This window comes from Rheinheimera soli (genome assembly GCF_021290985.1).
Classification (GTDB): domain Bacteria; phylum Pseudomonadota; class Gammaproteobacteria; order Enterobacterales; family Alteromonadaceae; genus Pararheinheimera; species Pararheinheimera soli.
Window position 1 is genome coordinate 16,678 of record NZ_JAJOYU010000008.1, and the last position, 26,466, is coordinate 43,143.

The following is a 26,466-nucleotide window of genomic DNA, read 5'->3' on the forward strand; positions in this document are numbered from 1 at the left end:
GTAGGATTAGTTCAGGCGTCTTTTTTCATATTCAGCAGCAGCCGTATCCTGCAGGAATAAATCCCCTGTGGTACGGATCAGCTTTTCTGTGTCTTTTTTACCTTTCAGATAAGCCTCAATCACATCAAAAGCCGGGCCACCTAAATGCGGATTCAGCTCTACTGTGGCATTGGCATCACCATCGGCCATGGCTTTAAAATAATCAGGTACAGCATCCACAGACACCACCAGCAAATCTTTGCCTGGTTTCAGGCCTGCTTCTTTAATCGCCTGAATAGCGCCTAAGGCCATTTCATCGTTATGAGCCCAAAGTGCACAGATGTCTTTGCCACCCTGCTCTGCTTTGAGCAAAGATTCCATCACTTCTTTGCCTTTGGCTCGGGTAAATTCAGCGGTTTGACTGCGGACAATTTTGGCTTGTGGATGTTGCGCCAACACTTCGTTAAAACCTTTAGCACGGTCTATGGCAGCCGTAGCTCCGACTGTGCCTTGCAGTTCAATGATATTGCACTGCTGTTGAGCCTGGGGTTGACTCATTAACCAGGTCGCAGCTTTGCGGCCTTCTTCAACAAAGTCGGAGGCAATACGGGTGACAAATAACGACTCGTCCTGCACTTGCACATTACGGTCCACTATCACCACTGGAATACGGGCACGTTTGGCTTCTCTCAGCACTGGAGTCCAGCCGGTCTCCACCACAGGGGCAATGATAATGGCATCCACTCCCTGAGCAATAAAACTGCGCACTGCTTTGATTTGGTTTTCCTGCTTTTGCTGCGCATCAGAAAACTTCAGATCGATGCCGCGTTTTTTCGCTTCAGCTTTGACTGACTCGGAAAAACTGGTACGCCAGCCACTTTCCGAGCCCACCTGAGCAAAACCTACAGTGGTGGCAAAACTGCTGTGACAAACGAAACACAGGCCAAGACCTGCAACTATGGATTTGATCTTCATACGTCGACTCCCCTTGTCTACTGACAGACCCATGTAATATTTTTAAATGGCAGGCCTGCTGTGATTGAATTCTGTTTTTATACAACTGTTGTTATAAAACGTTAGCTATACCCCAATACAAAACGGCTGCACTGCCGGTACAACTGCCCTGCTTTAAGCAAAGCTGTTGGAAAATTTGCTTTATTGACCGCATTTGGATAGCCATGAGGCTCCAGACATAAAGCGGCGTATTTCTCTATTGGCTTGCCTTGGTTACCCACTATGCTGCCATCGAGAAAATTACCGCTATAAAACTGGATACCAGGTTGGTCAGTAAACAACTGCAAAGTGCGACCAGATAGCGGATCGCGCACTAAAGCGGCAGGGCGATTCTGATCGCGGTCTTTACTTAACACAAAATAATGGTCGTAGCCGTTTTCAAGCTGATCAATATGCTGGCCTATCGGCTTACCTGCTTTAAAATCAAAAGGGCTTGTTGCTGGCATTAACTCGCCTGTGGGCACCAGTTGTTTATCCAAAGCCAGAATAAAATCGGCATCTAGCTGCAATTGTTGCTCAAGCACAGTGCCTTTACCGACACCGCCAATAGCCCAATACGCATGATTGGTCAGGCTAACTGGCGTGTCTTTATCTGATACGGCGCTGTATTCCAGTACCAGCTCATTGTGCGCCAGCAAGCTATAACGCAGCTGCACATCTAACTGCCCAGGAAAACCTTGATCACCCTCTAAGCTGGTGATGCGAAAGGTGACGCTGACTCTGTCTTTTTGCTGGTCGATATCAAAACTCCAGAAGCGACTACCTAAACCATCAGGGCCACCATGCAATTGATTGGGCCCTTCATTGGCAACCAACGAAATTACCTGGCCTTTTTGCATATAAGCGGCAGCACCAATGCGGTTCGCCACCCGACCTATAGTCACGGCAAAATAATAAGGATTGCGGGCAAAGTGGCTTGGGTCCTGATAGTTTTGCAAAAGTTCTGTTTTTTCAGCGGAACCTGATTCAGGCATCAGCACTGACCATAAACCTGCACCCAGATTACTTAAGGTCACACTAAGTCCGGCCGGATTAGTCAGCTTAATCAGCTGCAAGGGCCGCTTTAAAGCAGCCACCTGCAAGGTGTCAGTAGTGACGACAAAGTCCATGTTAAGCGTCAACCGCAACGCTGGTTTTTACGCCATTGACCAGTCGTGGCAAGCCCCATGGATTGGCGTTTTGCAGCTCTGGTGGTAATAATTGTGCCGGGTAATTCTGGAAACAAATAGGACGGACAAAACGGGCAATTGAAGCAGTGCCTACCGAAGTAAAACGTGCATCAGTAGCGGCAGGGAAAGGTCCGCCGTGCATCATGGCATCACAAACCTCAACACCAGTCGGGAAGTTATTCACCACCAGACGGCCTACTTTTTGCCGCAATACACTAATCAATTCAGCCTGAGTAGCAAGCTCAGCAGCTGTGGCCTGTAAAGTGCCTGTCAGTTGACCTTTTAAAGTGCGCACTACCGCCAGCAATTGCGCCTGATCGGCACAGCTCACCAGCACAGAGACATGACCAAAGACTTCTTCCTGCAAATGTGGATTGGCTAAAAAGGCTTCGGCTGTGACTTTAAAGAGTTTGGCCTGAGTGCAGAAGCCTGCTTTGTCGCCCACAGCTTCGCCGCTACCGACCAATTCAACACCGGACTGAGCAGACAAATGCGCCGTACCCTTTTGATAAGCAGCAGCTATGCCTTCGTTCAGCATGACGCCAGCTGGTACTTTGGCTAAAGCAGCTGATGCTGCAGCGCAGAATCTGTCTAAAGCCGGGCTTTGAATAGCCACTGCCACACCAGGATTGACGCAAAATTGTCCAACGCCCAAAGTTAAAGAACCAACAAAACCAGCAGCTATCCCTTCGGCATTTTGTTCAAGCGCGTCTGGCAACAGAACTACAGGGTTGACGCTGCCCATTTCGGCAAATACAGGAATAGGTTCAGGCCTGTTATTGGCCAGTTGAAACAATGCCATGCCACCTGCTAAAGAACCGGTAAAGCCCACAGCTTTTACTTCTGGCGCTACCACCAGCTCAGAACCAACTTCGCGGCCAGAGCCCATAATCAAAGAAAACACACCAGCAGGTAAACCGGCTTTTTGCACAGCTTTATGCAAAGCACGAGCTACCAGTTCACAAGTACCAGGATGAGAGTTATGACCTTTGACAATCACAGGGCAACCCGCTGCTAAAGCCGCAGCTGTATCACCACCAGCTACAGAAAAAGCGAGTGGAAAGTTACTGGCACCAAACACCACCACCGGGCCTATAGGCTGATTGGTATAACGTAGATCTGGCCTAGGCAAAGGCTGACGTTCAGGTAAGGCGGTATCAATACGAATATTCAGGTACTCACCAGAGCGGATAGAAGAGGCAAATAAACGCAGCTGATTAACAGTACGGGCACGCTCGCCTTCACCCCGGGCTTTTGGATAACCTGTTTCCAGCGCCACACGCTCTGGCAATACATCCCCTAAAGCCATAATTTCGTCGGCGCACAATTCTAAAAACTCAGCACGCTGTTTCAGCGAAGTGGCCGCAAAAACCGGCGCAGCTTCTGCAGCAGCAGCCACAGCCTGATGCACCTGAGCTTTGCTGGCATAACTCATCACAGGTTCAATAAAAGCTGCTGCAGCTGGGTTGACCGCCTGGTATTGACCTGCTTCGCCTTGCACCCATTGCCCGTTAATCAGTTGTTGGCCTGTAATCATCATTGCTAAACCCTTGTTTACTCTTAAGTCATAAAAAGTGGTGGAAAAAAAGTGGCTGAATCACTGCAAGGCAGTTAAATCCAGCCACCGTCCACAATAAAGTTTTGTGCTGTACACAATTTGCTGTCGTCGGAGGCCAGAAACAGCGCCATAGCTGCCACATCTTCCGGCATCAGGCTGTCTTTGACGCATTGATTTTTTTCAATATCCCTTGCCGTTTCTTCGTTCACCCAGTACTTCAACTGACGTTCTGTCATCACCCAGCCCGGAGTTAAAGTATTCACGCGGATTTTATCCGGCCCTAAATCACGGGCTAAACCCCGGGTTAAACCCAAAACTGCAGCTTTAGAGCTGGTGTAGCCCGGCATACCGCCCTGGCTTTCATACCAGCTCATCGAACCTAAATTGATAATAGAACCGCCGCCCAGCTGTTTCATCTGCGGATACACCGCCTGAATGGCAAAAAACTGATGGCGTAAATTGATATTGACCCGCTGATCCCAGTACTCCGGCGTGACTTCAAGGAAGTTGTGTCTGGTATCGCTGGCAGCGTTATTAACTAATACGCTGATAGCGCCAAGCTGTTGCTTGACCTGCTCTATCACCTGCTTTAAATCATCAATATTCAGCAAATCACAGGCATAAAACTTCAGCTCTGCTCCCGGATATTTTGCCGTTAAATCAGCAACTAAAGCCTTAGATTCAGCTTCTAAGATATCAACAAAAGCCACTTTAGCGCCCTGAGCGATAAAAGCCTCTACCATGCAAGCACCAATGCCTGAACCACCGCCACTGATAAATACGGTTTTGTGACGCAGACTTGGATACTGATTGCTTAACGTCATAAGGTGTCCTTTCTAAATAAAATAATCGGCCCAGCTGGCACCACCCACAGGGCCGATCCGGCGTAAAGCCTAAACTAATGCGAATGAGCCGGTACCGCTGCACCACGACAGCCGACTAAAAAGTCGAAGTCGCAGCCTTCATCGGCCTGTAATACCCGTTCGCGATAAATTTCCATATAACCACCAGTGCGCATAATCACCTGCGTGGCTTTTAATTTCTCTAAACGTGCGGCGATTTCTTCGTCCGACACTTCCAGATGCAATACACCATTGTGTGCATCCAGCTGAATATAATCCCCTTCCTGCACCGCAGCTAAAGGCCCTAATTCCATGGCTTCAGGCGTCACATGCAATACCACAGTACCAAAAGCTGTACCACTCATACGGGCATCTGAAATACGCACCATATCTTTAATGCCTTTTTGCAGCACCTTAGGAGGTAAGCCCATATTGCCGACTTCAGCCATGCCTGGGTAGCCTTTTGGTCCACAGTTTTTCAGCACCATCACGCTGTTTTCATCAATATCCAATTCAGGATCATTAATACGGGCTTTGTACATATCAAAGTTTTCAAACACCACTGCTTTACCGCGGTGTTTTAATAAATGCGGACTGGCGGCTGATGGTTTTAACACAGCACCACGAGGTGCTAAGTTGCCACGTAAAATGCAAATGCCACCACTGGCGACCAGCGGATTGTCCATAGTGCGGATCACATCGTCGTTGTAGCATTCAGAGTCTTTGACGTTGTCCCAGATACTTTTGCCGTTGGCCGTTAACGCATCGTTATTTAGCATGCCGTTTTCGCCTAAACGGCGCAGCACTGCAGGCAAACCACCTGAGTAATAAAATTCTTCCATCAGGTATTTACCGGACGGTTGCAGGTTCACCAGGGTAGGAACACCTTTGCCGTGTGACCAGTCATCCAAAGACAAATCCACCCCAATACGACCCGCTATGGCTTTTAAGTGGATCACTGCATTGGTGGAACCACCAATAGCGGCATTGGTACGAATGGCATTAATAAAGGCATCTTTAGTCAGAATTTTCGACAGTTTTAAATCTTCATGCACCATATCAACAATACGCATACCGGATAAATGCGCCAGCACATAACGACGTGAATCTACAGCAGGAATAGCGGCATTGTGAGGTAAACTGGTGCCTAAAGACTCAGCCATACAAGCCATAGTAGAAGCCGTGCCCATGGTGTTACAGGTACCGGCAGAACGCGACATGCTGGCCTCCATATCCATAAACTGTTCCAGCGTAATACGGCCAGCTTTGTATTCTTCATGCGCCTGCCAGACAAGCGTGCCTGAGCCGACATCTTTGCCGTGGTGTTTGCCATTTAACATAGGGCCACCTGTGACCACTATGGTCGGTAAGTCACAACTGGCCGCGCCCATCAATAAGGCTGGAGTGGTTTTATCACAGCCGACCAGCAGCACCACACCATCTATTGGGTTACCACGAATCGCTTCTTCAGTATCCATAGCCGCCAGGTTGCGCGTTAACATGGCGGTTGGACGTAAATTGGATTCACCGTTGGAGAACACCGGAAATTCAACCGGAATACCACCTGCTTCACGAATGCCGTTTTTGACCCGTTCAGCAATTTGACGAAAATGTGCATTACAAGGCGTCAACTCAGACCAGGTATTACAAACCCCAATCACTGGCTTGCCCTGAAAGTGATGATCAGGAATGCCTTGATTTTTCATCCAGCTGCGATACATAAAACCGTTTTTGTCGTTAGTACCAAACCAGCTGGCAGAGCGAAGCTGCACTTTTTTCTTTTCGTCTTGGGCCATAGTTGAATCCTGAAGCAATTTGATTTAATAATATTGTATTACTAATACATCAAGCTGAAGCCAAAGTTCAAGCAGTTCGTAAAAAATTTTCACCAAAGCTGTGCAGATTTATTCACTCTGCATTGATTTAATTAGAATTTTTTCTCTGCCCCTGATTTGTGCAACTTTTGCACATCTGGCTCAAATTGGTCGTATACCCAAGTGACCAGATGCGCTGAATTCTGCATATTGAAGTTACTTGGGTATATTGGTAATACTATAAGATAATTATTATTAAATCACGACAGGGGTATTATGAAAAACGTTCAGATTTTTACCATTTTACTGTTCACCGGATTATTCAGTCTGGTTAGCAGCAGCCTGTGGGCTGCCAATCCGTTATTTACCGATGTACGTACTGCAGATCCGGCCGCTTTGGTGGTCGGTGATACCGTCTATTTGTACACAGGCCATGATGAAGCTAAAGACAATAAGACCTTTTTTGTGATGAATGACTGGTTAGTGTTTTCATCCAAAGACATGAAAAACTGGCAGGCTCATGGCGCTAAGCTTAAAGCCAAAGATTTCAGCTGGGCGAAGGGCGATGCCTGGGCTTCGCAGGTCATTGAAAAAGAGGGTAAGTTTTATTGGTATGTCACAGTACGCCACGCCACTATCAATGGTTTTGCCATTGGTGTTGCTGTAGGAGACTCACCGCTTGGGCCATTTAAAGATGCCCGCGGCACTGCGCTTATTACCAACGATATGACGACCGACACCCACATCGACTGGGATGATATAGACCCATCGGTCTTTATTGACGACGACGGTCAGGCCTATTTGTTTTGGGGTAATACCAAAGCCCGCTACGCCAAACTCAAAGCCAATATGACAGAGCTGGATGGCCCTATCCATAATCTGGATTTACCCAATTTTACCGAAGCCATTTGGGTGCATAAAAAAGCCGATTTGTATTACCTGTCTTATGCTTCGGGTTTTCCAGAAAAAATTGTCTACGCCACCAGCAAAAAAATCACAGGGCCTTGGGTTTATCAGGACATTCTGAATGAAGTAGCGGGCAACTCCCCCACTAACCATCAGGCCATTATTGAATTTAAAGGCAAAGATTACTTTTTTTATCACACAGGCGCAGCTCAGCCTGATGGTGGCGAATTCCGTCGTTCAGTCGCAGTTGACCGCCTTTATTACAATAAAGATGGCACTTTGAAAAGGGTCATTATGACCAGTGAAGGTTTAGATAAAGATCAGAACTGATGCGGCGGGCTGGGCAGGGGCCGCGGCTTGTCCCGGCCCGTCCATGGGCATCGCGGTGTCATTAGACAGGCGGGGATAAACCCCGCCCCTAGGTTTTATGGTTCTGCTTGACAACAGGTAGCAGAAAACAGATATTAATCTTATTGTAATACAAATATAAAATTAACGAGGATGTGCGATGCGTTTAATTCAATTTGTGACACCAGGGCAGCAACGCGCTGTGGCTCTGGTGTTATCCAGCACAGAGGTTCAGCCTTTAAGTCAGATTCAAACCGTCTATCAGCTGGCAAATCAGGCTTTGGCTGCTAAAAAGCCATTGCAGCAGTTAGTGACAGAACTGGTCAGTGACCAGCGACTGGATTATCAGGCGATAGTAACCGAAGGCCGTTTACTGGCGCCTTTTGATCATCCGGACAATGCGCATTTGCTGGTGACAGGCACAGGACTGACGCATTTAGGCAGCGCTGATACCCGCGCTACTATGCATGCCCAAACCAGCGGCAAAGCAGTGGCTGAACTGACTGATACCATGAAAATGTTTAAGTTAGGTCTGGATGGCGGTAAACCTGCTGCAGGTGAAACCGGTGTACAACCTGAATGGTTTTATAAAGGAGATGGCAGCATAGTGGTCCCCCCCGGAGCTGCGCTGCTATCTCCTTCTTTTGCTTTAGATGGTGGCGAAGAACCTGAAATTGTTGGTGTTTATATCAATGACGCTGAAGGCCAGCCATGGCGCATAGGTTTTGCTTTAGGCAATGAGTTCTCCGATCACAAAACCGAACGACTGAATTATTTATACCTGGCGCATTCCAAATTACGGCCTTGTGCTGTGGGCCCTGAATTGCTGCTGGGGGATTTACCTGCTCATATTGAAGGTACATCTCGCATTTACCGTGACGGTAAACTGCTGTGGCAAAAAGCTTTTGTTAGTGGCGAAGACAATATGTCGCACAGCATCAGTAATCTGGAACATCACCACTTTAAATATGATTTATTTTGCCGCCCAGGTGATGCCCACCTGCATTACTTTGGTACTGCCACTTTAAGTGTGGGTGATGGTATTGAAACTCGCTCTGGTGACGTATTTGAAATTGAAGCACCTGTCTTTGGTCTGCCGCTGCGTAATGCTTTGGCTGTAGATAGCAAACAACCTTTGAAAGTGAAGGCGCTTTAAAACGTTCGGCAGGCAGAGTCTCAGACTCTGCCTGCAATCATCTACTCCGGCTGTTTTGCCAGATTTTTCAGCGCATATTCCAAGTTTTCTTTCGATTTAGCCAGCAACTGGAACATCTCTATTTTTGCTTTAGCGGCATCGCCTGCAGCTATCGCCTGATACACAGCTTTATGGCCAGGCAATGAGTCAACATACTCTTCGGCAATAGCACTACTTAAACGGAACAAGCCCATCAAAGCCGTTTGTATTGTCATGCCTAGCGAGATCATAAATTCATTATTCGTGGCATCCAGTACCGCCATATGAAATTCCAAATCGCTTGAGAACACAGCATCAGTGCCAATTTCAGCTTTTTCCATCGCATCGTAGGCTGCGCCTAAAGTAGCTGATTGTTCTTCGCTACGGTTTTTCGCAGCCAACTCAGCAGCTGCTGGTTCAAAAATCTCGCGAATTTCAAATAAAGAGATAAAAAACTGCGGTGATGGTTTGGATTCAAAGCACCAGCTTAAAATTTCGCTGTCGAACATATTCCAGTGCTTGCGCGGCCGAATGCGGGTACCCAACTTAGGCCGGGATTCCAGTAAACCTTTGGAGGTCAGAATTTTAAAAGCTTCACGCAGCGCAGTGCGGGACACGCCTAACTCTTCACCTATAGTAGTTTCGTTAGGAATATATTCACCTGGTGAATAAATACCACTGACAATACGAGTGCCTAATTCTTCCGCCACCCAGCCATGAATACTTTGAGGCCGGCTTTTTAACTGATTTGCCATGCAGATCCCCTAAACATCGACCTGCAATTCAGGCCAAAACCAAATTCTTACTACAATAGGATTTATGTTAACCGATTTACTGTTAAAAAGCTTAACAGCAGTCTGATTTCATTAGTTTTTCATGATAAGCGCGAAAAAATCATAGGCATTAGGTTAGCAAATAGCAATAGCCACCTTTGCTGTTCCGCCTTGGTGCGTTTTTGCACAATCACAGCGCAAGCTTTCGATATTTCACTGTTACAACATCAACACAAACCAACCTAATCCAATGAAAAATATAAGGATTTAAAAGCTGGCATAAGAGCTGCTTTGTTTTTGTTATCGCATTGGCTGCGGTTAAATAATCATCTTTTGGCAAAGGCGCCATCTGTTTGTCTCCGGTTTTCGGGGCCAGACAGATGGCGTTTTTTTTTGAGGAAAACCTATGAGACTTTTAACTCTTACTCTATTGCTCGGCGCCTGTTGCCTGAGTCAGACAGAGGCTGCTCTTGCAGAAAAAACCGATCTGCGTTTGGGGTTTGTCAAACTAACCGATATGGCACCTTTAGCTGTGGCGCTGGAACAAGGTTATTTTGAAGACGAAGGGTTATTTGTCAGCGTGGAAGCGCAGGCCAACTGGAAAGTATTACAGGACAGAGTAACAGACGGCCAACTGGATGCAGCTCATATGCTGGCAGGCCAAGTGGTGGCTGCCTCTGCAGGTTTAGGCAGTCAGGCTAGGCTACAAACCAGTCTGGTGTTGGATTTACATGGCAACGCCTGCACCGTCTCTAAAACCATCTGGGATCAAGTGCCGGCGGCGCAAAAATTAGCTGCAGGTCAGGCACAATCAGCATCCACGCTGCAAACAACGCTGAAAGCTTATGCCGAACAAGGCAAAACCATGCAGTTTGGTACTGTATTTCCTTATTCCAGCCATAACTATGAACTGCGTTATTGGCTGGCTGCTGGCGGTATTCACCCTGGTTTTTATGCACCAGAGCAAGGCGATAACTCAGGCCAGTTGCAAGCGCAGTTACTGATTTCTGTGACTCCACCACCCCAAATGCCAGCCACTATGGAAGCTGGTACTTTGCAGGGCTTTTGTGTCGGTGAGCCCTGGAATCAACAAGCGGTACAAAAAGGTTTAGGTGTGGTGCTGGTGACCAATGAACAGCTACATGGCGCTATGGCGGAAAAGGTATTGGGCGTCACCGCAGACTGGGCCAAAGCCAATCCCAATACCCATATCAAACTGATTAAAGCCTTATTGCGTGCAGGTTACTGGCTGGATCAAAACAACAATGCCAACAGAGCTGCAGCGGCAAAAATGATCTCTCAGCCGCATTATGTCGGCGCTGACGTCGGCATTTTAAGCCGCAGCATGACAGGCACCTTTGAATTTGAACAAGGCAAAGCCAGCCAGCAGCAGGATTTTAATGTGTTTTTCCGCTATCACGCCACCTACCCCTTTTATGCCGATGCGATTTGGTATCTGACCCAAATGCGCCGCTGGGGCCAAATAGCTGAAGCTCAGGACGATGCCTGGTATTTGCAACAAGCTCAGCAGGTATTTCAGCCAGAGCCTTACCAACAAGCTGCGACTGCACTGATAGCCGAAGGCAAACTAAAAACGACCGACTTTGTTGATTTTACAGCCACCTATTTAACCAGACCAGGCAAAGCGTCCAGCTTTATCGACGGTAAAGCCTTTGACCCCAGTCAGCCTAACGCCTATTTGCAGCAGTTTGCCATTGGGCAACAAAGCGCTGCTACGCCAAACATGGCCACAGCCAAAAACTAACAGGAGTAGTTGATGAATATTCTGAAACACCCGGCCTTAAGCCAATGGCAAAACCAGTTCAGCTCGACTCTGTTCTGGCGTAAACAGCTGAAACAAAGCCTGTTGACCTTAAGCGGCCTGCTGGTGTTTGTACTCTGCTGGCAACTGGCGTCCAGCCAAATCCAAACCTCTTTGGGTCAGTTTCCCGGACCAGCTCAGGCGGCTGCTCAGTGGTCGCAGTTAGTCGACGAATACCAGGCTGAAAAACAACGTGAAGGTGCGTTTTATCTACGTCAGCAGGAACGTCATGCCGCTGCGTTGGCTGAAGATCCAACGGCTGAATTGACCAGCTTGCCCTACCGCGCCAGACCAACCTTTTTTTCACAAATTTTGACCAGCCTGCAAACGGTGTTAACTGGCTTTGTGCTCGCCAGCTTAATCGCAATACCGCTTGGCATTTTGATTGGACTGAGCAGCAACTTGTATCAGGTGTTTAACCCACTGATCCAGCTGTTTAAACCTATTTCACCTTTAGCCTGGTTGCCGCTGGTGACCTTAATAGTCAGCTCGGTGGATTTGAGCTCAGCCTGGGGCAGCCGCTCTTTTGTGGTCTCGGTCTGTACTGTGATGCTGTGTTCACTCTGGCCAACCTTACTGAACACTGCAGTAGGCGTCAGTCAGGTGCCACAGGATTTACTCAATGTCAGCAAAGTGCTGCGCTTAAGCTGGTGGCGTCACCTGCGCATCATAGTTCTGCCCTCTGCTGTGCCTATGATTTTTACCGGCTTACGTTTGTCTTTGGGCATTGCTTGGATGGTGCTTATTGCCGCCGAAATGCTGGCGCAAAACCCCGGCCTTGGCAAGTTTGTCTGGGATGAGTTTCAGAACGGTTCATCCGATTCATTAAGCCGCATTTGTGTGGCTGTGCTGGTGATAGGCCTGCTGGGTTTTGCGTTAGACCGGCTGATGTTGATGCTACAGCGCAAAGTGAACTGGGATAAAACTGCGGTCAGCCGCTAGGAGCTTGTTATGCAAAAAACACATTTAGAACTGACTCAGGTCGGTATCAGTTTTCCCACTGAAAAAGGCCCTTTTGTTGCGCTGCAAAACGTCAATCTGCATATCAAAAAAGGCGAGTTTGTCAGCCTGATAGGCCACTCAGGCTGCGGTAAATCCACAGTGCTGAATATTGTCGCAGGTTTACATCAAGCAACAGCAGGTGGGGTAATTTTAAATCACAAAGAAGTGACAGAACCAGGCCCTGAGCGGGCTGTGGTGTTTCAGAACCATTCATTATTGCCCTGGCTGACTGTGTATCAAAACGTTGAGCTTGCGGTAAAACAGCAGTCTGACGGCAAAAAAACCAAAGCGGAAATCCGTGATTGGGTGGAACACAACCTGGAGCTGGTGCATATGAGCCATGCACTGGATAAAAGACCCAACGAAATCTCAGGCGGTATGAAACAACGGGTGGGCATAGCCCGGGCTTTGGCGATGCAACCTGAAGTGCTACTGATGGATGAGCCTTTTGGCGCTTTGGACGCTTTAACCCGTGCTCACTTGCAGGATTCGTTAATGGAAATTCAGGCTCAGCTCAATACCACTGTGATGATGATCACCCATGATGTGGATGAAGCTGTGTTGTTATCTGACCGCATTGTGATGATGACCAATGGCCCAGCCGCCACTATAGGCGAAATTTTAACAGTCGATTTACCACGCCCGCGCCACAGACTGCAACTGGCCGATGACCCCAGCTATAACCATTATCGTCATCAGGTGCTGAGCTTCCTTTATGAAAAACAGCGCAAAGTGGAAGATCTGGGCAGTAAAAGAGCGGAAAAACAGCAAAGTAAAACTCAGGCCAGCGCTTGAAGGAGCGACAAATGACAGACGCAGATTTAGTCATTATTGGTAACGGTATGGCGTGCCACAAATTGCTGGCCGATTTGGTGCAACACCCCAACAGACCTGCCCGTATTCTGGTGTTTGGTGCTGAAACCAAAGCAGCTTATAACAGAGTCTTGCTGTCGTCTCTACTGGCGGGTGAACTGGCTGACGAAGCTGCAGAACTTAGTCCTGCCGACTGGTATCAGCAGCATCAGATTGAACTGGTTTTGGGCGATGCCATAGTGCATCTGGATAAACACAATAAACAACTGATTAGCCGAAGTGGTTTAGTAGTGCGTTATCAGCAACTGGTGCTGGCCCTTGGTGCAGAAGCCACCACACCACCTTATGCAAAAACAGCACTGCCAGGGCTTTGTACTTTCCGAAACTGGCAGGATTTAGAACAACTACGGCAAGTCGCAGCCAAAGGCGGTAAAGCGCTGGTGTTAGGTGGTGGTTTTTTAGGTTTGGAAGCCGCTGAGGGTTTACGTAAACAAGGCATGCAGGTCAGCTTGTTGCAGCGCAGCGGTTATCTGCTGAATCGCCAACTGGACCCAGCCGCTGCGATTTTATTGCAGCAACAGCTGGAGCATAGAGGCCTGACTATTTACACCCATGCTTCAGTATCAACATTGCTGCAGCAGGATCAAAAATTTAGTGGTGTGGTGCTTACGGATGGCCGCCAGTTGGAGGCTGATGTACTGGTGATGGCCCTTGGCATCACGCCGAATATTCAACTGGCACAACAGGCCGGATTAAAAACAGATCAGGGCATTTGTGTCGATGCGCAACTACGAAGTTCAGACCCTGATATTTTTGCTTTAGGTGAATGTTGTCAGTTTGGTGAACATACTTTTGGTCTGGTGGCCCCTATCGCCGCTCAGGCACAAGTGTTAGCCGCCGTATTATCAGGCCAAAACGCCGGTTATCAGCTGTCCGACAGCAGCACACAGCTAAAAATCAGCGGCATTCAATTAAGCTCCTGCGGTGATATTCCCGCCTTATTGCAGCAACAGGATTTACAGCAGTTTTGTTATCAGGATCAGCAGCACCATGACTATCGCAGGCTCTGGCTGGATAAAGAGAGCCGTTTGGTGGGAGCTGTTTGTCTAGGCGATACCAGCTTGTCCGGTTTTTATGCCGAGCTGATTAATCAGCAAAAAGCTGTCAGTTGTAGTACGGAGCTGCTATTTGGCCCTGCACAGCAAGCAGCGTAGAAAAAAGGATCCGTCATGCAGCACAAGCCACTATCCACTTCAGCCAGCAACAACAAAGCCTTGACCGACAGCTTTGGTCGCAGCTTCGGTTATCTGCGTTTATCTGTTACCGAACAATGTAATTTCCGTTGCCTGTATTGCCTGCCGGATGGCAGCAGTTGTGTGGCTAAAACCGAATTAAATCTGCAGGAAATTAAACAGCTGGTGACCACTTTTGCTGAACTGGGCACCAGCAAAGTACGGATCACAGGCGGAGAGCCCAGCTTACGTAAAGACTTAACCAGCATTATCTCTACAGTCAAAGCTATTCCCGGTATTCAGACAGTGGCTTTAAGTACCAATGGCTACCGGCTGCAAAAAGACGTCAGGCACTGGCGTGAAGCAGGTTTGGATCAACTGACGGTCAGTGTCGATAGTCTGGATGAAGCAACTTTTGCGCTGGTGACAGGCCAGGATAAATTGCCGCAGATCATGGCGGGGCTGGAGCTTGCTGACAGCCTGGGCTTTGACAGCATTAAACTGAACACTGTGCTGTTGAAACAACACAATGCCGCAGCTTTGGCTGATTTTCAGGCTTTGGTACGGCAAAAAAACTGGGCCTTACGTTTTATCGAGCTGATGCAAACCCAAACAGGTTCGGCCTTTTTTCGTACGCAGCATTTATCCGCCCAAGCGCTGGAACACCAGCTGCAACAACAAGGCTGGACAGTGTTAACAAAAACCGCCACTGCAGGGCCAGCCCGCGAATACCAGCATCCGGATTATCTGGGTCGTTTAGGTTTTATTACCCCTTATCAACAGGATTTTTGTGACAGCTGTAACAGATTAAGAGTGTCCAGCACAGGCCAGTTGTTTTTGTGTTTATTTGCCGAACAGCATCAAAACCTGCGGCCCTGGTTGAGCCAGCCCACAGAGCTACTCAAAGGTTGGCTGCAACAGCAAGTACAGCAGAAAAAAGCCAGCCATTTTTTACATCAGCAGAACCCGGGCGCCACCCGGAACTTCGCCATGATAGGTGGTTAAGGAGCAATAATGCTTGAGAACTTTGGGGCCATTTTACTTTGTGGTGGCAAGTCCAGCCGGATGGGGCAAGACAAAGCTTTGTTACGCTATCAGGCTTCAGCTTATTGCTGGCAAGGGGTAGCGCCAACCTTGCTGGAACATCAACAACTGGTGCTGATCCAATCCGGTGCCAGCGAAATTTTATTAAGTGGCAACAGAGCCGGAGCCATTGCCGATCACTGGCCTGATAAAGGGCCACTGGCTGGCATTCATGCCTGTTTAAGCCAAAGCAAATATCAGCTGAATCTGGTGATCCCTGTGGATATGCCGGGCCTAAGCCCCAGGTTATTGGAAACTTTAGTACAACGTCATCAAGGCGATGTCAGCACTTTTGCCGAAAGCACTTTGCCTTGTGTGCTGCGCCGATCTGAAGCATTGCTCGACTATCTGGAGCTGCAACTACAACAAGGCGGCTCCGGCTGTTCACTCCGGCAATTGCAGCAGCAATGGCAAGTGCTTCAAACACCCTGCCCGGCACCGGAGCAGCTTTTTAACCTCAATACCATCACAGAATGGCGCCAGCATCAAAGCGTCAGGGAGAATTTATGGCCTTTCAGTTCAGCAGCGTATTAACCCCTTTATCTGTGGCCGTTCTGACGGTGTCAGACACCAGAACACCAGATAACGACAGTTCAGGCGATTGCCTGGCCGAACGTTTAACCAAGGCAGGCCACCTGTTGGCAGAGCGGCGTATTGTCAAAGACGACTTGTATCAGATACGGGCTTTGATCTCGCAGTGGATTATTTCACCTGCTATTCAGGTGATTTTGCTGACAGGAGGCACAGGATTTACCGCCCGAGATTCGACACCTGAAGCGGTCAAACCTTTGCTGGATATAGAAATTATTGGTTTTGGTGAGTCCTTCCGGCAACTCAGCTGGCAGCAGGTCGGCAGCTCCACTATTCAATCCCGCGCTTTAGCGGGTTTAGCGAATAAAACCCTGATTGTCTGCCTGCCTGGATCGCCCAACGCCTGCGCCACAGGCTGGGATTTGATTTTACAGGACCAGCTCGACTCCCGGCATAAGCCCTGTAATTTAGTGCCCCATTTAAAAGCCTCTACTGCGGCTTTATGTCAACCAAGGAGCGCCTGATGCACGCATTCACTCATTTAGACAGCAAGGGTCAGGCCTTTATGGTGGATGTCAGCCAAAAAGCCGTGACCACCCGACAAGCCACAGCCACAGCTTTGCTGCAAACCACCAGTCAGGTGATCCAGCTGATAGAACAACAACTGGTCATCAAAGGCGATGTGTTGGCCACAGCCCGTCTGGCCGGCATTATGGCCGCCAAACAAACCAGCCAGTTGATCCCTTTGTGCCACCCCTTGCCGCTGAGTCAGGTGCAGGTGCATTTTCAGCTGGACCAGAATAAAGGCCAAATCCGCATTCAGTGCTGCTGCAAAGTCACAGCCAACACTGGCGTTGAAATGGAAGCCATGACAGGAGTTTGTGTTGCAGCTTTAACCTTGTACGACATGGTCAAAGCTGTGGATCCAGCTTTGCAGATCAGTGCTGTGCAACTGCTGGAAAAACAAGGTGGCAAATCCGGGCTATGGCAGACGCCGCATGTACAAAAGGAGACTGTAGATGCTTAAAGTGGTGTTTTTTGCCAGTTTGCGTGAAGAGCTGGCAACCCGTGAACTGGAGTTATCCCTGAATGGGCCTCTGACTGTAGCAGAGCTAAAACAACAACTGGCGTTAACCAGCCCTGTCTGGTTACGTCAGCTTTGTCAGCGGCAAATACTGCAGGCCGTCAATCAACAATTAGTAGGTCAGGATCATCCACTGCAGCAAGGTGATGAAGTAGCTTTTTTTCCCATGGTGACAGGAGGTTAAGCATGTTCAGCTGCCAGATTGAAGTACGGGTACAAACTGCAGACTTTGCCGTTGAGCCCATTTATCAGCAGTTGTTAAAACAAAGCCCGGACTGTGGCGCTTTGTGTTTTTTTGTCGGTAAAGTGCGGCAGTTCCAACCGGATGATTCAGGCCAGAGCCACCAGAAAACCAGCGCTTTATTGCTGGAACATTATCCGGGCATGACAGAGCTGGTATTACAGCAATTGGCTGAACAAGCCGCCAGCCGCTGGCCTTTGCAGCATATTCAGCTTATTCATAGAACAGGGCTGCTGGGGCCTAATGAGCAAATCGTGCTGGTGGCTGTGAGTTCGCCACACAGAGCCGATAGTTTTGCCGCCACAGAGTTTTTAATGGATCAGCTGAAAAGCCAGGCGCCTTTTTGGAAAAAACAACAAAACCAGCAACAAAGCCAATGGCTGGAGTCAAAAGACAGCGATCTGGCCGCGGCACGGCGTTGGTATAAACCGGAACAGTTACCGCTGCTGTTAAAACAAAAGGCTATAGATGCGCGGCCTTAAACTGGTTTTTGCCTGCTTTATTTTCAGTTGTAATGCTGCTGCATCACAGCTGATAGCTGCGGCTTCGGATTTACGGCTGGTTTTGCCTTTGTTGCTGGCGCAGTATCAGGCTGAAACTGGCGTCAGCATTCAGCCGGTATTTGCGTCCTCCGGCAAGCTCAGTCAACAAATTCAGCATGGTGCACCTTTTTCTCTGTTTCTGGCGGCCGATCCTTTGTACACCAACACCCTGCTGCGCCACTGCAGCGCCGAACAGCAATGTCAGACCGGTGTATATGGCCAGGGTCAGTTGCTACTTTGGTATCACAATCGTTTTCAAACTGCCGAGCAAGCGCTGGCACAAAGCCAACATATAGCGATAGCCGATCCAAACCACGCGCCTTATGGCAAAGCCGCTTTGGCTTATTTGCAACAGCACCAGCTCTGGTCGCAACTGCAAGCAAAAATACGCCGCACTGACAACGCTGCTTTGGTGTTGCATTTATTGCGTACAGGTCAGGCCGAAGTGGGAATTGTGGGTCATGCATTGTTGCCAGAGACCAGGCTGCAGCAATTGTTGCCACAAGCCCAGCAACAACAGTTGCAGTTATTACAACAGCTGGGCCGGACAGAAGTTGTGCCTGCACATTTATACCCGCCCATCCGTCATAGCTGGTTTTACCGGACTGAGCAGAAACACCCTGAAATCAAAGCTTTTTTAGACTGGATGCTGGCACCAGAACAACAGCAGTTCTGGACCGATGCTGGCTTTCGGGAGCACAACTAATGCTGTACCCGGCCGAATGGCAAGCCTTGTTACTTACCGTCAAACTGGCGCTTTTAAGCAGTTTTTTCTTACTGCTGCTGACAGCACCGCTGGCCTGGTGGCTCAGCCGTGGCCACAGCACAACACGTAATGCCATCAATGCGCTTTTGACTTTGCCTTTGGTGTTGCCTCCTACCGTATTAGGTTTTTATTTAGTCTTGCTGTTAAGTCCGGATTCCTGGTTCAGCCAGTTATTACGCCTTGCTGGTATTGAAGCTCTGGCGTTTCGTTTTGAGGGCCTGGTGCTGGCTTCTATGTTGTATTCGCTGCCTTTTGTGGTGCAGCCACTACAGCAAGGTTTTGCGCAAATAGCTCAGGAGTTGTTGGATCAAAACCGGGCTTTAGGTGCCAATAGCTGGCAGTTAATGGCTCAGTTAATTTGGCCTTTAAGCCGACCTGCACTTTTCAGCGCCTTTATTTTAAGTTTTGCTCATACGCTGGGCGAATTTGGCATAGTGCTGATGATAGGTGGCAATATTCCCGGTCAGACTCAGCTGCTGTCGATGTTGATTTATGATCAAGTCGAAAGCCTGAACTACGCCCGAGCTCATCTGTTATCCGGTTTGTTATTGCTGTTTTCTTTTAGTGTGCTGTTTTGGCTTTATCAACAACAACGGGGGCAGCAGCAACGAGGGCAACAACAAAGGAGCCAGAAATGAGTCTGCAATTAAAGTTGAACTGGTCAGCCAGCAGCTTTTGTTTGCAGCTGGAATTAAAGCTGGATAACAACTGGATTGGTATTTATGGTCAGTCCGGCAGTGGTAAAACTTCGATGCTCAAAGCCATAGCGGGTTTACAACCAGATGCCGCTGAACACTGCAGTTTTCGTGGCGAGTTATGGCAGCAAGGCCAGTATCAAAGGTCTTTATCCAGCCGAAAAGCTTTGTATCTGGCGCCTGAAGCTTTGTTAATGCCACATAAAACTGCGTTGCAGCATCTGCAACTGGCCAGCGACTGGAGCAAGTCGCCTGAAGATACAGCACAAATTATTCAGGATTTTGAACTGCAACCCTTATTGGCTTTGTATCCATCACAATTGTCATCTGGCCAGCAGCAAAAACTGGCGTTAGCTCAGGCTTTGATCACCAGGCCCCGGCTTTTGTTGCTGGATGAAGCGCTGGCCCATCTGGATCATCAACAAAAAACAGCGGTGCTGAAACAACTGAAACATTATCAACAACAGCAGGGTTTTATGCTGCTGTGGGTCAGCCATCAAATGGAAGATTTATGCCTTTATTGTCAGGAGATTGTCTGGTTAAAACAGGGGCAACTGCAGCAACAACAACAGCTGTGGCCGCTGCAGCAAGGCCAGACTTTTTTTGCAATTTAACGTAAACAAAAGGCCAATGGTTGCAACAGCACCTGCTCTCCGGCTTTTACGCCTGAACCTTCGGCAGGCAACACCACCAGGGTATCTGCACGCGCCAGTTCAATTAAGGCGGCAGAGCTTTGACTGGCCGCAGGCTCTACAAAACCCGCTTCGGCGTTCTCACTAAAACGCGCGCGTTGGAATTCCAGCCGCCCTGGCTTTTTACGAAAATCCACAGCTGCAGTGGTATAAAAATCAGCTGCAGGTACAGCCACTACTCCGGCAGCCTGTTCAAGCACTGGCAATACCAACTGTTGAAAGGTGATGGCCGCAGAGACCGGATTGCCCGGTAAACCAAAAAACCAGCAACGACCTAACTTGCCAAAAGCAAAAGGTTTACCTGGCTTTATCGCCACTTGCCAAAATTGCACCTGACCCAGCTCTATTAACACTTGACGGGTAAAATCAGCTTGCCCTACAGACACACCACCTGAGCAAATCAGCAGATCAGCCTCTGAACTGGCCTGTAAAAAAGCCTGCCTTAGTAATTCAGGCTTATCCGGCACTATGCCCAGATCAAGGGGTTCGCAGTCGAGTCGTTTTAAAGCGGCTTGTAACAAATATCTATTTGCATCGTAACAATGACCAGATTTTAACGGCTGACCTGGTTCTGTTAACTCATCACCACTGGAGCAATAGGCCACTTTGAGTTTGTTATACACTTGCGCTCCGGCCAAACCAGAAGCGGCCAACACGGCCAGATCCAAAGCCCCCATTCTGTGACCTGCAGCAAATAACAAAGCACCTGCTTGTAAGTCTTCCCCTAACCAGCGGATATGATCACCTTGTTGATAGCGCTGATCGGTGTCAAACCGCAGCTTTCCTTGCTCAACCACACAATATTCCTGCATCAGCACAGTATCAGCACCTTCAGGAATAGCGGCTCCTGTCATCACCGCCATGGCCTGGCCTGCTTGCAGCGGGTCTTGTGCTTGTTGTCCGGCTAATACAGTGCCCACTAACTCTAAAGCAACACCTGCGTTGATATCCTCATAACGCAGCGCATAACCATCCATAGCCGATTGGGTAAAAGCCGGCATAGCCACAGGGCTATAAACAGCTTCTGCCACTACTCTGTCTAAAAGCTCTGGCAAAGGGCAATACTGGTGTTGAATGGGTGGCGACACTTCACTTAACATCAGCTGCAACGCTTCTGCCATAGTCAGACTTTGTTGTTCCAAGCAGGCGCTGTGGCTCATAGGCTTTGTCCTTGTGTAGTGATTTCTGACGCAATCAAGGCTTTTAACTCAGGGATACAGGAACCACAGTTAGTGCCGCACTTAAGCTGCTGCCCCAGTTGTTGGTAGCTGTTGCAACCTTCACGAATAGCCGCACAAATTGACGCTTCCCGCACCTGAAAACAGCTGCAAATCACTGCACTTTGTGGCTCTCCAGAGTTACTGCGCCCTGTCAGTAGCTGACGCCTGTCGTTCAGACTGAGCTCTTTATTAAATTGCTGATCCAGATACTCCAAAGCTAAATTCAGTGGCTGTAGGCTGATAAAGACACAACAACTTAGCTGCTCTGCTTCAAAAGCTGCAGCTCTGTAATGGCCAAGACTTAACGCCTGACTACTCAGTTCTGGTTGAATATGTAAAGCAGATAACCACAGCTGCAGCTTGGTTGGATCCAGCCCTGAGTCAGCAGTAGTGGCCAGATCAGATTCAGCCAGCTGCAGATGGTAAAGCACTGTCTGGGCACTTTTTTGTTTGCTGGCATAGCCACTGCTGCGGCATAAAGGCCAAAGCAGTTCATCCAGTTCTGGTTTTAAAATCAGCCAGACCTGCCAGTGCAAATTTAAAGGATTGATTTGCACCTGCGCTTGTTTTAAGGCTGGCTGGCCTGAGACGGGATCGACCAAAGCTGGCACCAGCACATCACAACGGCCTCTACTGCTAAATTGTTCAGTCCAATGAATAGGCACAAAACATTCGCCGCTACGCTGAGCTTCGGTCAGCCGGACACGCGCATCCATCTGACCTAATGAATTCGACAATCTCGCCAAACCGCCATCAATCAAGCCCAGTTGCTCTGCGTCCACGGGATGAAGTTCCAGAAAAGGTTCGGCTCTGTGTTGCAGTAAAGAAGCAGCCCGACCTGTTCTGGTCATGCTGTGCCATTGGTCCCGAATTCTTCCTGTGTTCAGCAGTAAATGATCCGCTGCCAGCTCAGCGTTCTGTTGTTGTGAGACCGCAATAAAGCGTGCCTTGCCAGAGGGCGTATAAAACTGACCATCAGCACCTAAACGACTGGCACCCTTTGGGTATTTGTGATTCACCGGCCATTGCACAGGAGCTAAGTCCTGATACTGCTGCGCTGTTAAATGCATCAAACCGGATAAATCAAAAGCGCGCTGACCGCTGTTCTGATAGGCAGATAAAGCGGCATGTTCGGCGAAAATGGCGGCAGGCCCTGCATAAGTAAAATGTTCGGCAAATCCCATAGCTTTGGCAACATCACAGATCATCTGCCAGTCATGCCTTGCTAAACCAGGAGCGGGTAATAAAGTGCATTGCCTGGAGATACGCCGCTCTGAATTAGTCACAGTGCCGTCTTTTTCACTCCAGCCTGTGGCGGGTAACACAATATCAGCACAGGCGATAGTGTCGGTGTGGCTGACAATGTCGGAGACGATCACTAAAGGACAAGCTTCTAACGCGGCTCTCACTCTGTTGGCTTCCGGCATACTGACCACCGGGTTAGTCGCCATAATCCAGATGGCTTTAATCTCACCACGCTCTACAGCCTCAAATAAATCCACAGCTTTATAGCCGGGCTGATGGCAGATATTCGGCGCTTGCCAGAATTGCCGCACCAGTTCTATATCGGCGTTTTGGCTGTAATCCATATGAGCAGCCAGTTGATTAGCCAAGCCCCCTACTTCGCGACCTCCCATCGCATTGGGCTGACCTGTAAGCGAAAAAGGCCCACGACCTGCTTTGCCGATACGGCCTGTCGCCAGATGGCAATTGATAATAGCATTGACTTTATCTGTGCCGTTTTGTGCCTGATTCACCCCTTGCGAAAACAAAGTTAAGGTCAAAGGTTCATCAATAAAACAACGATAAAAAGCGTCCACTTGCTCTGGAGGCAGATCACAACCCAAGGCGACTTGTTCAATAGTGCCAGCTTGTTGTTGCGCACTGGCCAAGGCTTCAGAAAATCCTTCGGTATGGGCTTTGATGAAGTTGTGATCCAGTTGGTTTTCTTTGGCTAAAAAGCTCAGCAGACCATTAAATAACAACAAGTCTGTGCCGGGTTTGAGCGCAAGATGCAAATCAGCACCTTCGCAGCTGGCCGAGCGGCGTGGGTCTATCACAATAATTTTCCGGCCAGGGTCTTGTTGTTTACAGGCCTGAATGCGCTGAAATAACACCGGATGATTCCAGGCCATATTAGCCCCGACCAGAATGTAACAACGCGCCAGCTCAATATCGGCATAACAACCCGGCACTATATCGGCACCAAAAGCGCGTTTGTGGCCAGCCACAGTTGAGGCCATACAGAGCCTGGAATTGGTATCAACATGAGGGCTGCCAATAAAACCTTTCATCAGCTTATTGGCGACATAATAATCCTCCGTCAGCAGCTGGCCAGATAAATACATAGCGACAGAGGCTGGGCCATATTCGGCAACAATAGCGCTAAGACGACTGGATACTGCATCTATAGCTTCAGGCCAGCTCACAGTCTGACCATCTACTTTGGGTGCCAGTAGCCGGCCTTGTTCGCCCAGGGTCTGAGCCAAGGCAGAGCCTTTGACGCATAAACGACCATAGTTGGCCGGATGCTCACTATCACCTGATATCTGCAGGTCAGTCTGGCCTTCAACACGAACTCCACAACCTACACCACAATAGGGGCAAGTGCTTTGCAGTTGCATGTCTGCTCCTCTTTAAAATAAAAAACGCCCGTCTACGCCTCTAAGAAAAGAAACAGTAAGACGAGCGCCTTTGCTCATATAGTTGCTTAAAGCTTAAGCAAAGCCGATGCCAAGCTTCTTTTGAGGTGTTTTGTGCTCTGCAGGCCAGTGCGGCTGACGGAAACGACTAAAAGGGCATGATTCTGGTGCAGACTGACCTAAAAAAGTGCAGTGGTGTTGGAATTAAACTGCCACAGAACAAACAGGACAATGCGGGTTTTTAGCAATCTGCAGTTGTTGCCACTGACTAAACAACGCGTCAAAACACCAAAGTTTTCCGGCCAGCTCTGAGCCTAAACCTGACAGTATTTTTATAGCTTCCAACGCAGCAAGACTGCCGATAACTCCAACCAAAGGAGATAACACGCCTTGATCCAGACAATTGAATTCCTGTTGCGACAATGCACTGCTGTAACAGCAATAACAAGGGCCTGCAGCAGAGGCAGGAAAATAACTGATTTGACCTTCCAGCCGCACAGCGGCGGCACTAAGCAAAGGTTTTTGTTGGTGATAACAAGCGCGTTGTAACTGCTGACGGCTATCCAGATTGTCGGTGCAATCCAGTACTAAATCAAACTCAGCTAGTCTTTTGTTCAGGCTGTCAGCCGTCACTTGTTCAGACCAGCTTTGCAGGCTACAGGCCGGATTTAGCAACTGTAGTTTTTGTTGTGCCACCTGTACTTTTTGTTGTCCTACATCCGCATCCTGATACAACAACTGACGGGGTAAATTACTTAAGCTAATCTGATCAAAATCCGCCAGCGTTAAATGTCCAAGGCCGGAGCTGACCAGATAAGGCGCAGCAGCAGAGCCCACCCCACCCAAGCCCACTAACAAGACTTTTTGTTCTGCAAGTTGCTGCTGGCGATCCTCGTTCCACTGTGCCAGCAGAAAATGCCTGCTATACCTTAATTGCTCTGTCATCTGAAAGGCTGACCACTAAAATCAGGGGAAGGAGTCAAAAATCTGAGCATTTATTGTGCCAGCTCATGAAATTGATAAAAACTGTAATCCTGTATTGCCTTTCATTGCATTCTTGATTATAAAGCGGCTCGTATAAAACCTGAATGAACTCTACAGCAGAGGTTACAACTCCAGTGCCAGTGAAAATAGCGCCAAAAGATATCAAGCTGGGTTATGCCATTAAACTGCCGGTCGGCTGGATGAAACATCCATTTCTGACCAATAAATTGGTGGTGGAATCTGCGCAGCAGTTGCGGATTATTTTGTCGTTAGAACTGGACTATGTGTATTTTTATCCGGAGCGTAGTTCTGTTGTGGTTGATAGCACAGCGGATCACAACGAAGCTTCTGTCAGTCGGGATATAGAGGATCTGCAACTTCGCACCCAAATGCAACTGGAAAAAGAGCAACGTATAGAGCAAGCCAAAGCCCACAGACGCGAACTGCAAAAAACTGAAAAGGCTTTTGCCCAGTCCATGGCACAAGTACGTAATCTGATGACCAAAGTACAAGGCCGTCCGCTCAATGCCATCGAAGATGCCAGCCAATTGATCAGTAATCTGGCCGATACTATTTTGAGTGAAGACGCTTTGGTATTGCACCTGATATCCCAGGCAGGCAAAGAACAGGAGTCGATGTACTTTCACGTCTTAAACGTGTCTATTCTGGCGATGATGCTGGCAAAAAACTTAAACTACAGTGCAGACGAAGTGAAATGGACAGGTTTAGGTGCCATGTTTCACGACATAGGAAAACTGAAGATCCCCAGCCAGATTTTGCGTAAAACTTCAGCTTTAACCACTCCTGAGCTGAATTTCCTGAAACTTCACCCCAAACTTGGCCTGGAGCTGCTGGGCCTGACCCAACAATTTCCGGCTGAAGCCAAAGCTATAGTAGAACAACATCATGAGTATCTGGACGGTAGTGGTTATCCGGCTGCTTTAAAAGCCGGGCAAATTAATAAACTGGCCCGTATTGTCGCTGTAGTGAACGAATTTGATAACCTCTGCCATCCGCTTGATATGTCACAGGCCCGTTCGCCTCACCATGCTTTATCCCTGATGTATAAAACAATGAAAGGCAAACTTGGCGATCTGGAAATGAGAGTCATGATCAAGATGATGGGAATTTATCCACCCGGCACAGTGGTACTGCTGTCCGACAAAAGAGTGGGCATCGTCATGGCGGTGAACTCAGACTCTATGCTCTACCCCGATGTGCTGATTTATGATGCCGATGTTCCCCGCCTTGAAGCCGCTATAGTCACGCTGGAAGCCAATAAGCTATCGGTTGAAAAAGTGGTTAAACCTAAAGCCCTGCCACCTGAAGTTTTTGCTTATTTAAATCCACGAGCTCAGATCAGTTATTTTGTACAACAAAAAAACTGAATGAAGTCATAAGCTTCAGCATGCTTAGCTGGCTGAGATGGATATTCAGCTACGATAGTCTGGTATTTACCTCTATAATGTCAGACCAGTTACAAAACCTTGGTTGAGTGGCTGTGTACAAACCTCTTATCAGCTGTCAGGATGTATTAAGC

26 protein-coding genes are annotated in these 26,466 nt (G+C 48.5%); 16 read left to right on the forward strand and 10 right to left on the reverse strand.

Features of this window, described 5'->3' with window-relative positions; translation table 11 throughout:
- Positions 1–6: 6 nt before the first annotated feature.
- From LSG37_RS07440 to LSG37_RS07460, 5 genes are all read right to left on the reverse strand, one after another.
- Positions 7–954, reverse strand: a complete 948-nt coding sequence (locus LSG37_RS07440; protein ID WP_269836515.1) for an ABC transporter substrate-binding protein — start codon at positions 952–954, stop codon at positions 7–9.
- 101 nt (positions 955–1,055) lie between these two features.
- Positions 1,056–2,102: an aldose epimerase family protein gene (locus LSG37_RS07445; RefSeq protein WP_233079286.1), complete on the reverse strand. Its 1,047-nt coding sequence runs from the start codon at positions 2,100–2,102 to the stop codon at positions 1,056–1,058.
- Position 2,103: 1 nt separating this feature from the next.
- On the reverse strand, positions 2,104–3,702 hold the full coding sequence (locus tag LSG37_RS07450; protein ID WP_233079287.1) for an aldehyde dehydrogenase (NADP(+)): 1,599 nt from the start codon (positions 3,700–3,702) through the stop codon (positions 2,104–2,106).
- 71 nt (positions 3,703–3,773) lie between these two features.
- A complete protein-coding gene (locus LSG37_RS07455) occupies positions 3,774–4,544 on the reverse strand; it encodes an SDR family NAD(P)-dependent oxidoreductase (protein WP_233079288.1) in 771 nt (256 codons plus the stop codon).
- 74 nt (positions 4,545–4,618) lie between these two features.
- Complete coding sequence (locus tag LSG37_RS07460) at positions 4,619–6,358, reverse strand: IlvD/Edd family dehydratase (RefSeq protein WP_233079289.1); 1,740 nt, start codon at positions 6,356–6,358, stop codon at positions 4,619–4,621.
- A 294-nt stretch (positions 6,359–6,652) separates the two neighbouring features.
- Here LSG37_RS07460 and LSG37_RS07465 point away from each other — a divergent pair, with 294 nt between their 5' ends.
- Positions 6,653–7,612: a glycoside hydrolase family 43 protein gene (locus tag LSG37_RS07465; RefSeq protein ID WP_233079290.1), complete on the forward strand. Its 960-nt coding sequence runs from the start codon at positions 6,653–6,655 to the stop codon at positions 7,610–7,612.
- A 178-nt stretch (positions 7,613–7,790) separates the two neighbouring features.
- Positions 7,791–8,786, forward strand: coding sequence for an AraD1 family protein (araD1, locus tag LSG37_RS07470; RefSeq protein ID WP_269836516.1), 996 nt, complete (start codon positions 7,791–7,793; stop codon positions 8,784–8,786).
- A gap of 41 nt (positions 8,787–8,827) precedes the next feature.
- Here the strand turns inward: araD1 and LSG37_RS07475 are convergent, their stop codons facing one another.
- Positions 8,828–9,559 carry a FadR/GntR family transcriptional regulator gene (locus LSG37_RS07475; RefSeq protein WP_233079291.1) on the reverse strand — a complete coding sequence of 244 codons (732 nt, stop codon included), beginning with the start codon at positions 9,557–9,559 and terminating at the stop codon, positions 8,828–8,830.
- Positions 9,560–9,767: 208 nt separating this feature from the next.
- Entirely contained in the window at positions 9,768–9,926 is a 159-nt protein-coding gene (locus LSG37_RS07480; protein ID WP_233079292.1) for a hypothetical protein, read from the reverse strand.
- A gap of 57 nt (positions 9,927–9,983) precedes the next feature.
- Here LSG37_RS07480 and LSG37_RS07485 point away from each other — a divergent pair, with 57 nt between their 5' ends.
- Genes LSG37_RS07485 through LSG37_RS07545 form a run of 13 tightly spaced genes read left to right on the forward strand, consistent with a single transcriptional unit; the run spans position 9,984 to position 20,002 of the window.
- Positions 9,984–11,342 carry a CmpA/NrtA family ABC transporter substrate-binding protein gene (locus LSG37_RS07485; RefSeq protein WP_233079293.1) on the forward strand — a complete coding sequence of 453 codons (1,359 nt, stop codon included), beginning with the start codon at positions 9,984–9,986 and terminating at the stop codon, positions 11,340–11,342.
- 12 nt (positions 11,343–11,354) lie between these two features.
- Positions 11,355–12,341: an ABC transporter permease gene (locus LSG37_RS07490; RefSeq protein WP_233079294.1), complete on the forward strand. Its 987-nt coding sequence runs from the start codon at positions 11,355–11,357 to the stop codon at positions 12,339–12,341.
- A gap of 9 nt (positions 12,342–12,350) precedes the next feature.
- Positions 12,351–13,196 (forward strand): ABC transporter ATP-binding protein, encoded by an 846-nt coding sequence (locus tag LSG37_RS07495; protein WP_233079295.1) that lies wholly within the window; start codon positions 12,351–12,353, stop codon positions 13,194–13,196.
- A gap of 11 nt (positions 13,197–13,207) precedes the next feature.
- Positions 13,208–14,428: an NAD(P)/FAD-dependent oxidoreductase gene (locus tag LSG37_RS07500; RefSeq protein ID WP_233079296.1), complete on the forward strand. Its 1,221-nt coding sequence runs from the start codon at positions 13,208–13,210 to the stop codon at positions 14,426–14,428.
- A 15-nt stretch (positions 14,429–14,443) separates the two neighbouring features.
- Complete coding sequence (moaA, locus tag LSG37_RS07505; protein ID WP_233079297.1) at positions 14,444–15,451, forward strand: GTP 3',8-cyclase MoaA; 1,008 nt, start codon at positions 14,444–14,446, stop codon at positions 15,449–15,451.
- A 9-nt stretch (positions 15,452–15,460) separates the two neighbouring features.
- On the forward strand, positions 15,461–16,063 hold the full coding sequence (mobA, locus tag LSG37_RS07510; RefSeq protein WP_233079298.1) for a molybdenum cofactor guanylyltransferase: 603 nt from the start codon (positions 15,461–15,463) through the stop codon (positions 16,061–16,063).
- On the forward strand, positions 16,036–16,584 hold the full coding sequence (moaB, locus tag LSG37_RS07515) for a molybdenum cofactor biosynthesis protein B (protein ID WP_233079299.1): 549 nt from the start codon (positions 16,036–16,038) through the stop codon (positions 16,582–16,584). The genes mobA and moaB overlap by 28 nt, the downstream gene beginning before the upstream one ends.
- Entirely contained in the window at positions 16,584–17,087 is a 504-nt protein-coding gene (gene moaC, locus LSG37_RS07520) for a cyclic pyranopterin monophosphate synthase MoaC (RefSeq protein ID WP_233079300.1), read from the forward strand. Before moaB ends, moaC begins: the two co-directional genes overlap by 1 nt.
- Positions 17,080–17,328 (forward strand): molybdopterin converting factor subunit 1, encoded by a 249-nt coding sequence (gene moaD, locus LSG37_RS07525; protein ID WP_233079301.1) that lies wholly within the window; start codon positions 17,080–17,082, stop codon positions 17,326–17,328. The genes moaC and moaD overlap by 8 nt, the downstream gene beginning before the upstream one ends.
- A gap of 2 nt (positions 17,329–17,330) precedes the next feature.
- The gene (locus LSG37_RS07530) at positions 17,331–17,867 is read left to right on the forward strand and encodes a molybdenum cofactor biosynthesis protein MoaE (RefSeq protein ID WP_233079302.1); all 537 of its coding nucleotides are present in this window, start codon (positions 17,331–17,333) and stop codon (positions 17,865–17,867) included.
- Positions 17,854–18,633 carry a molybdate ABC transporter substrate-binding protein gene (modA, locus tag LSG37_RS07535; RefSeq protein ID WP_233079303.1) on the forward strand — a complete coding sequence of 260 codons (780 nt, stop codon included), beginning with the start codon at positions 17,854–17,856 and terminating at the stop codon, positions 18,631–18,633. Before LSG37_RS07530 ends, modA begins: the two co-directional genes overlap by 14 nt.
- A complete protein-coding gene (gene modB / locus LSG37_RS07540) occupies positions 18,633–19,331 on the forward strand; it encodes a molybdate ABC transporter permease subunit (RefSeq protein WP_233079304.1) in 699 nt (232 codons plus the stop codon). The genes modA and modB overlap by 1 nt, the downstream gene beginning before the upstream one ends.
- Positions 19,328–20,002, forward strand: coding sequence for an ATP-binding cassette domain-containing protein (locus LSG37_RS07545; protein ID WP_233079305.1), 675 nt, complete (start codon positions 19,328–19,330; stop codon positions 20,000–20,002). The genes modB and LSG37_RS07545 overlap by 4 nt, the downstream gene beginning before the upstream one ends.
- On the opposite strand, the gene moeA is transcribed toward LSG37_RS07545, so the two are convergent.
- The 3 genes from moeA to LSG37_RS07560 form a co-directional block, all read right to left on the reverse strand.
- Complete coding sequence (gene moeA / locus LSG37_RS07550) at positions 19,999–21,240, reverse strand: molybdopterin molybdotransferase MoeA (protein ID WP_233079306.1); 1,242 nt, start codon at positions 21,238–21,240, stop codon at positions 19,999–20,001. The genes LSG37_RS07545 and moeA overlap by 4 nt on opposite strands.
- Positions 21,237–23,924, reverse strand: a complete 2,688-nt coding sequence (locus LSG37_RS07555) for a nitrate reductase (RefSeq protein ID WP_233079307.1) — start codon at positions 23,922–23,924, stop codon at positions 21,237–21,239. The genes moeA and LSG37_RS07555 overlap by 4 nt, the downstream gene beginning before the upstream one ends.
- 222 nt (positions 23,925–24,146) lie before the next feature.
- The gene (locus LSG37_RS07560) at positions 24,147–24,887 is read right to left on the reverse strand and encodes a HesA/MoeB/ThiF family protein (RefSeq protein WP_233079308.1); all 741 of its coding nucleotides are present in this window, start codon (positions 24,885–24,887) and stop codon (positions 24,147–24,149) included.
- A 143-nt stretch (positions 24,888–25,030) separates the two neighbouring features.
- Here LSG37_RS07560 and LSG37_RS07565 point away from each other — a divergent pair, with 143 nt between their 5' ends.
- Positions 25,031–26,314 carry an HD-GYP domain-containing protein gene (locus LSG37_RS07565; RefSeq protein ID WP_233079309.1) on the forward strand — a complete coding sequence of 428 codons (1,284 nt, stop codon included), beginning with the start codon at positions 25,031–25,033 and terminating at the stop codon, positions 26,312–26,314.
- Positions 26,315–26,466 lie beyond the last annotated feature (152 nt).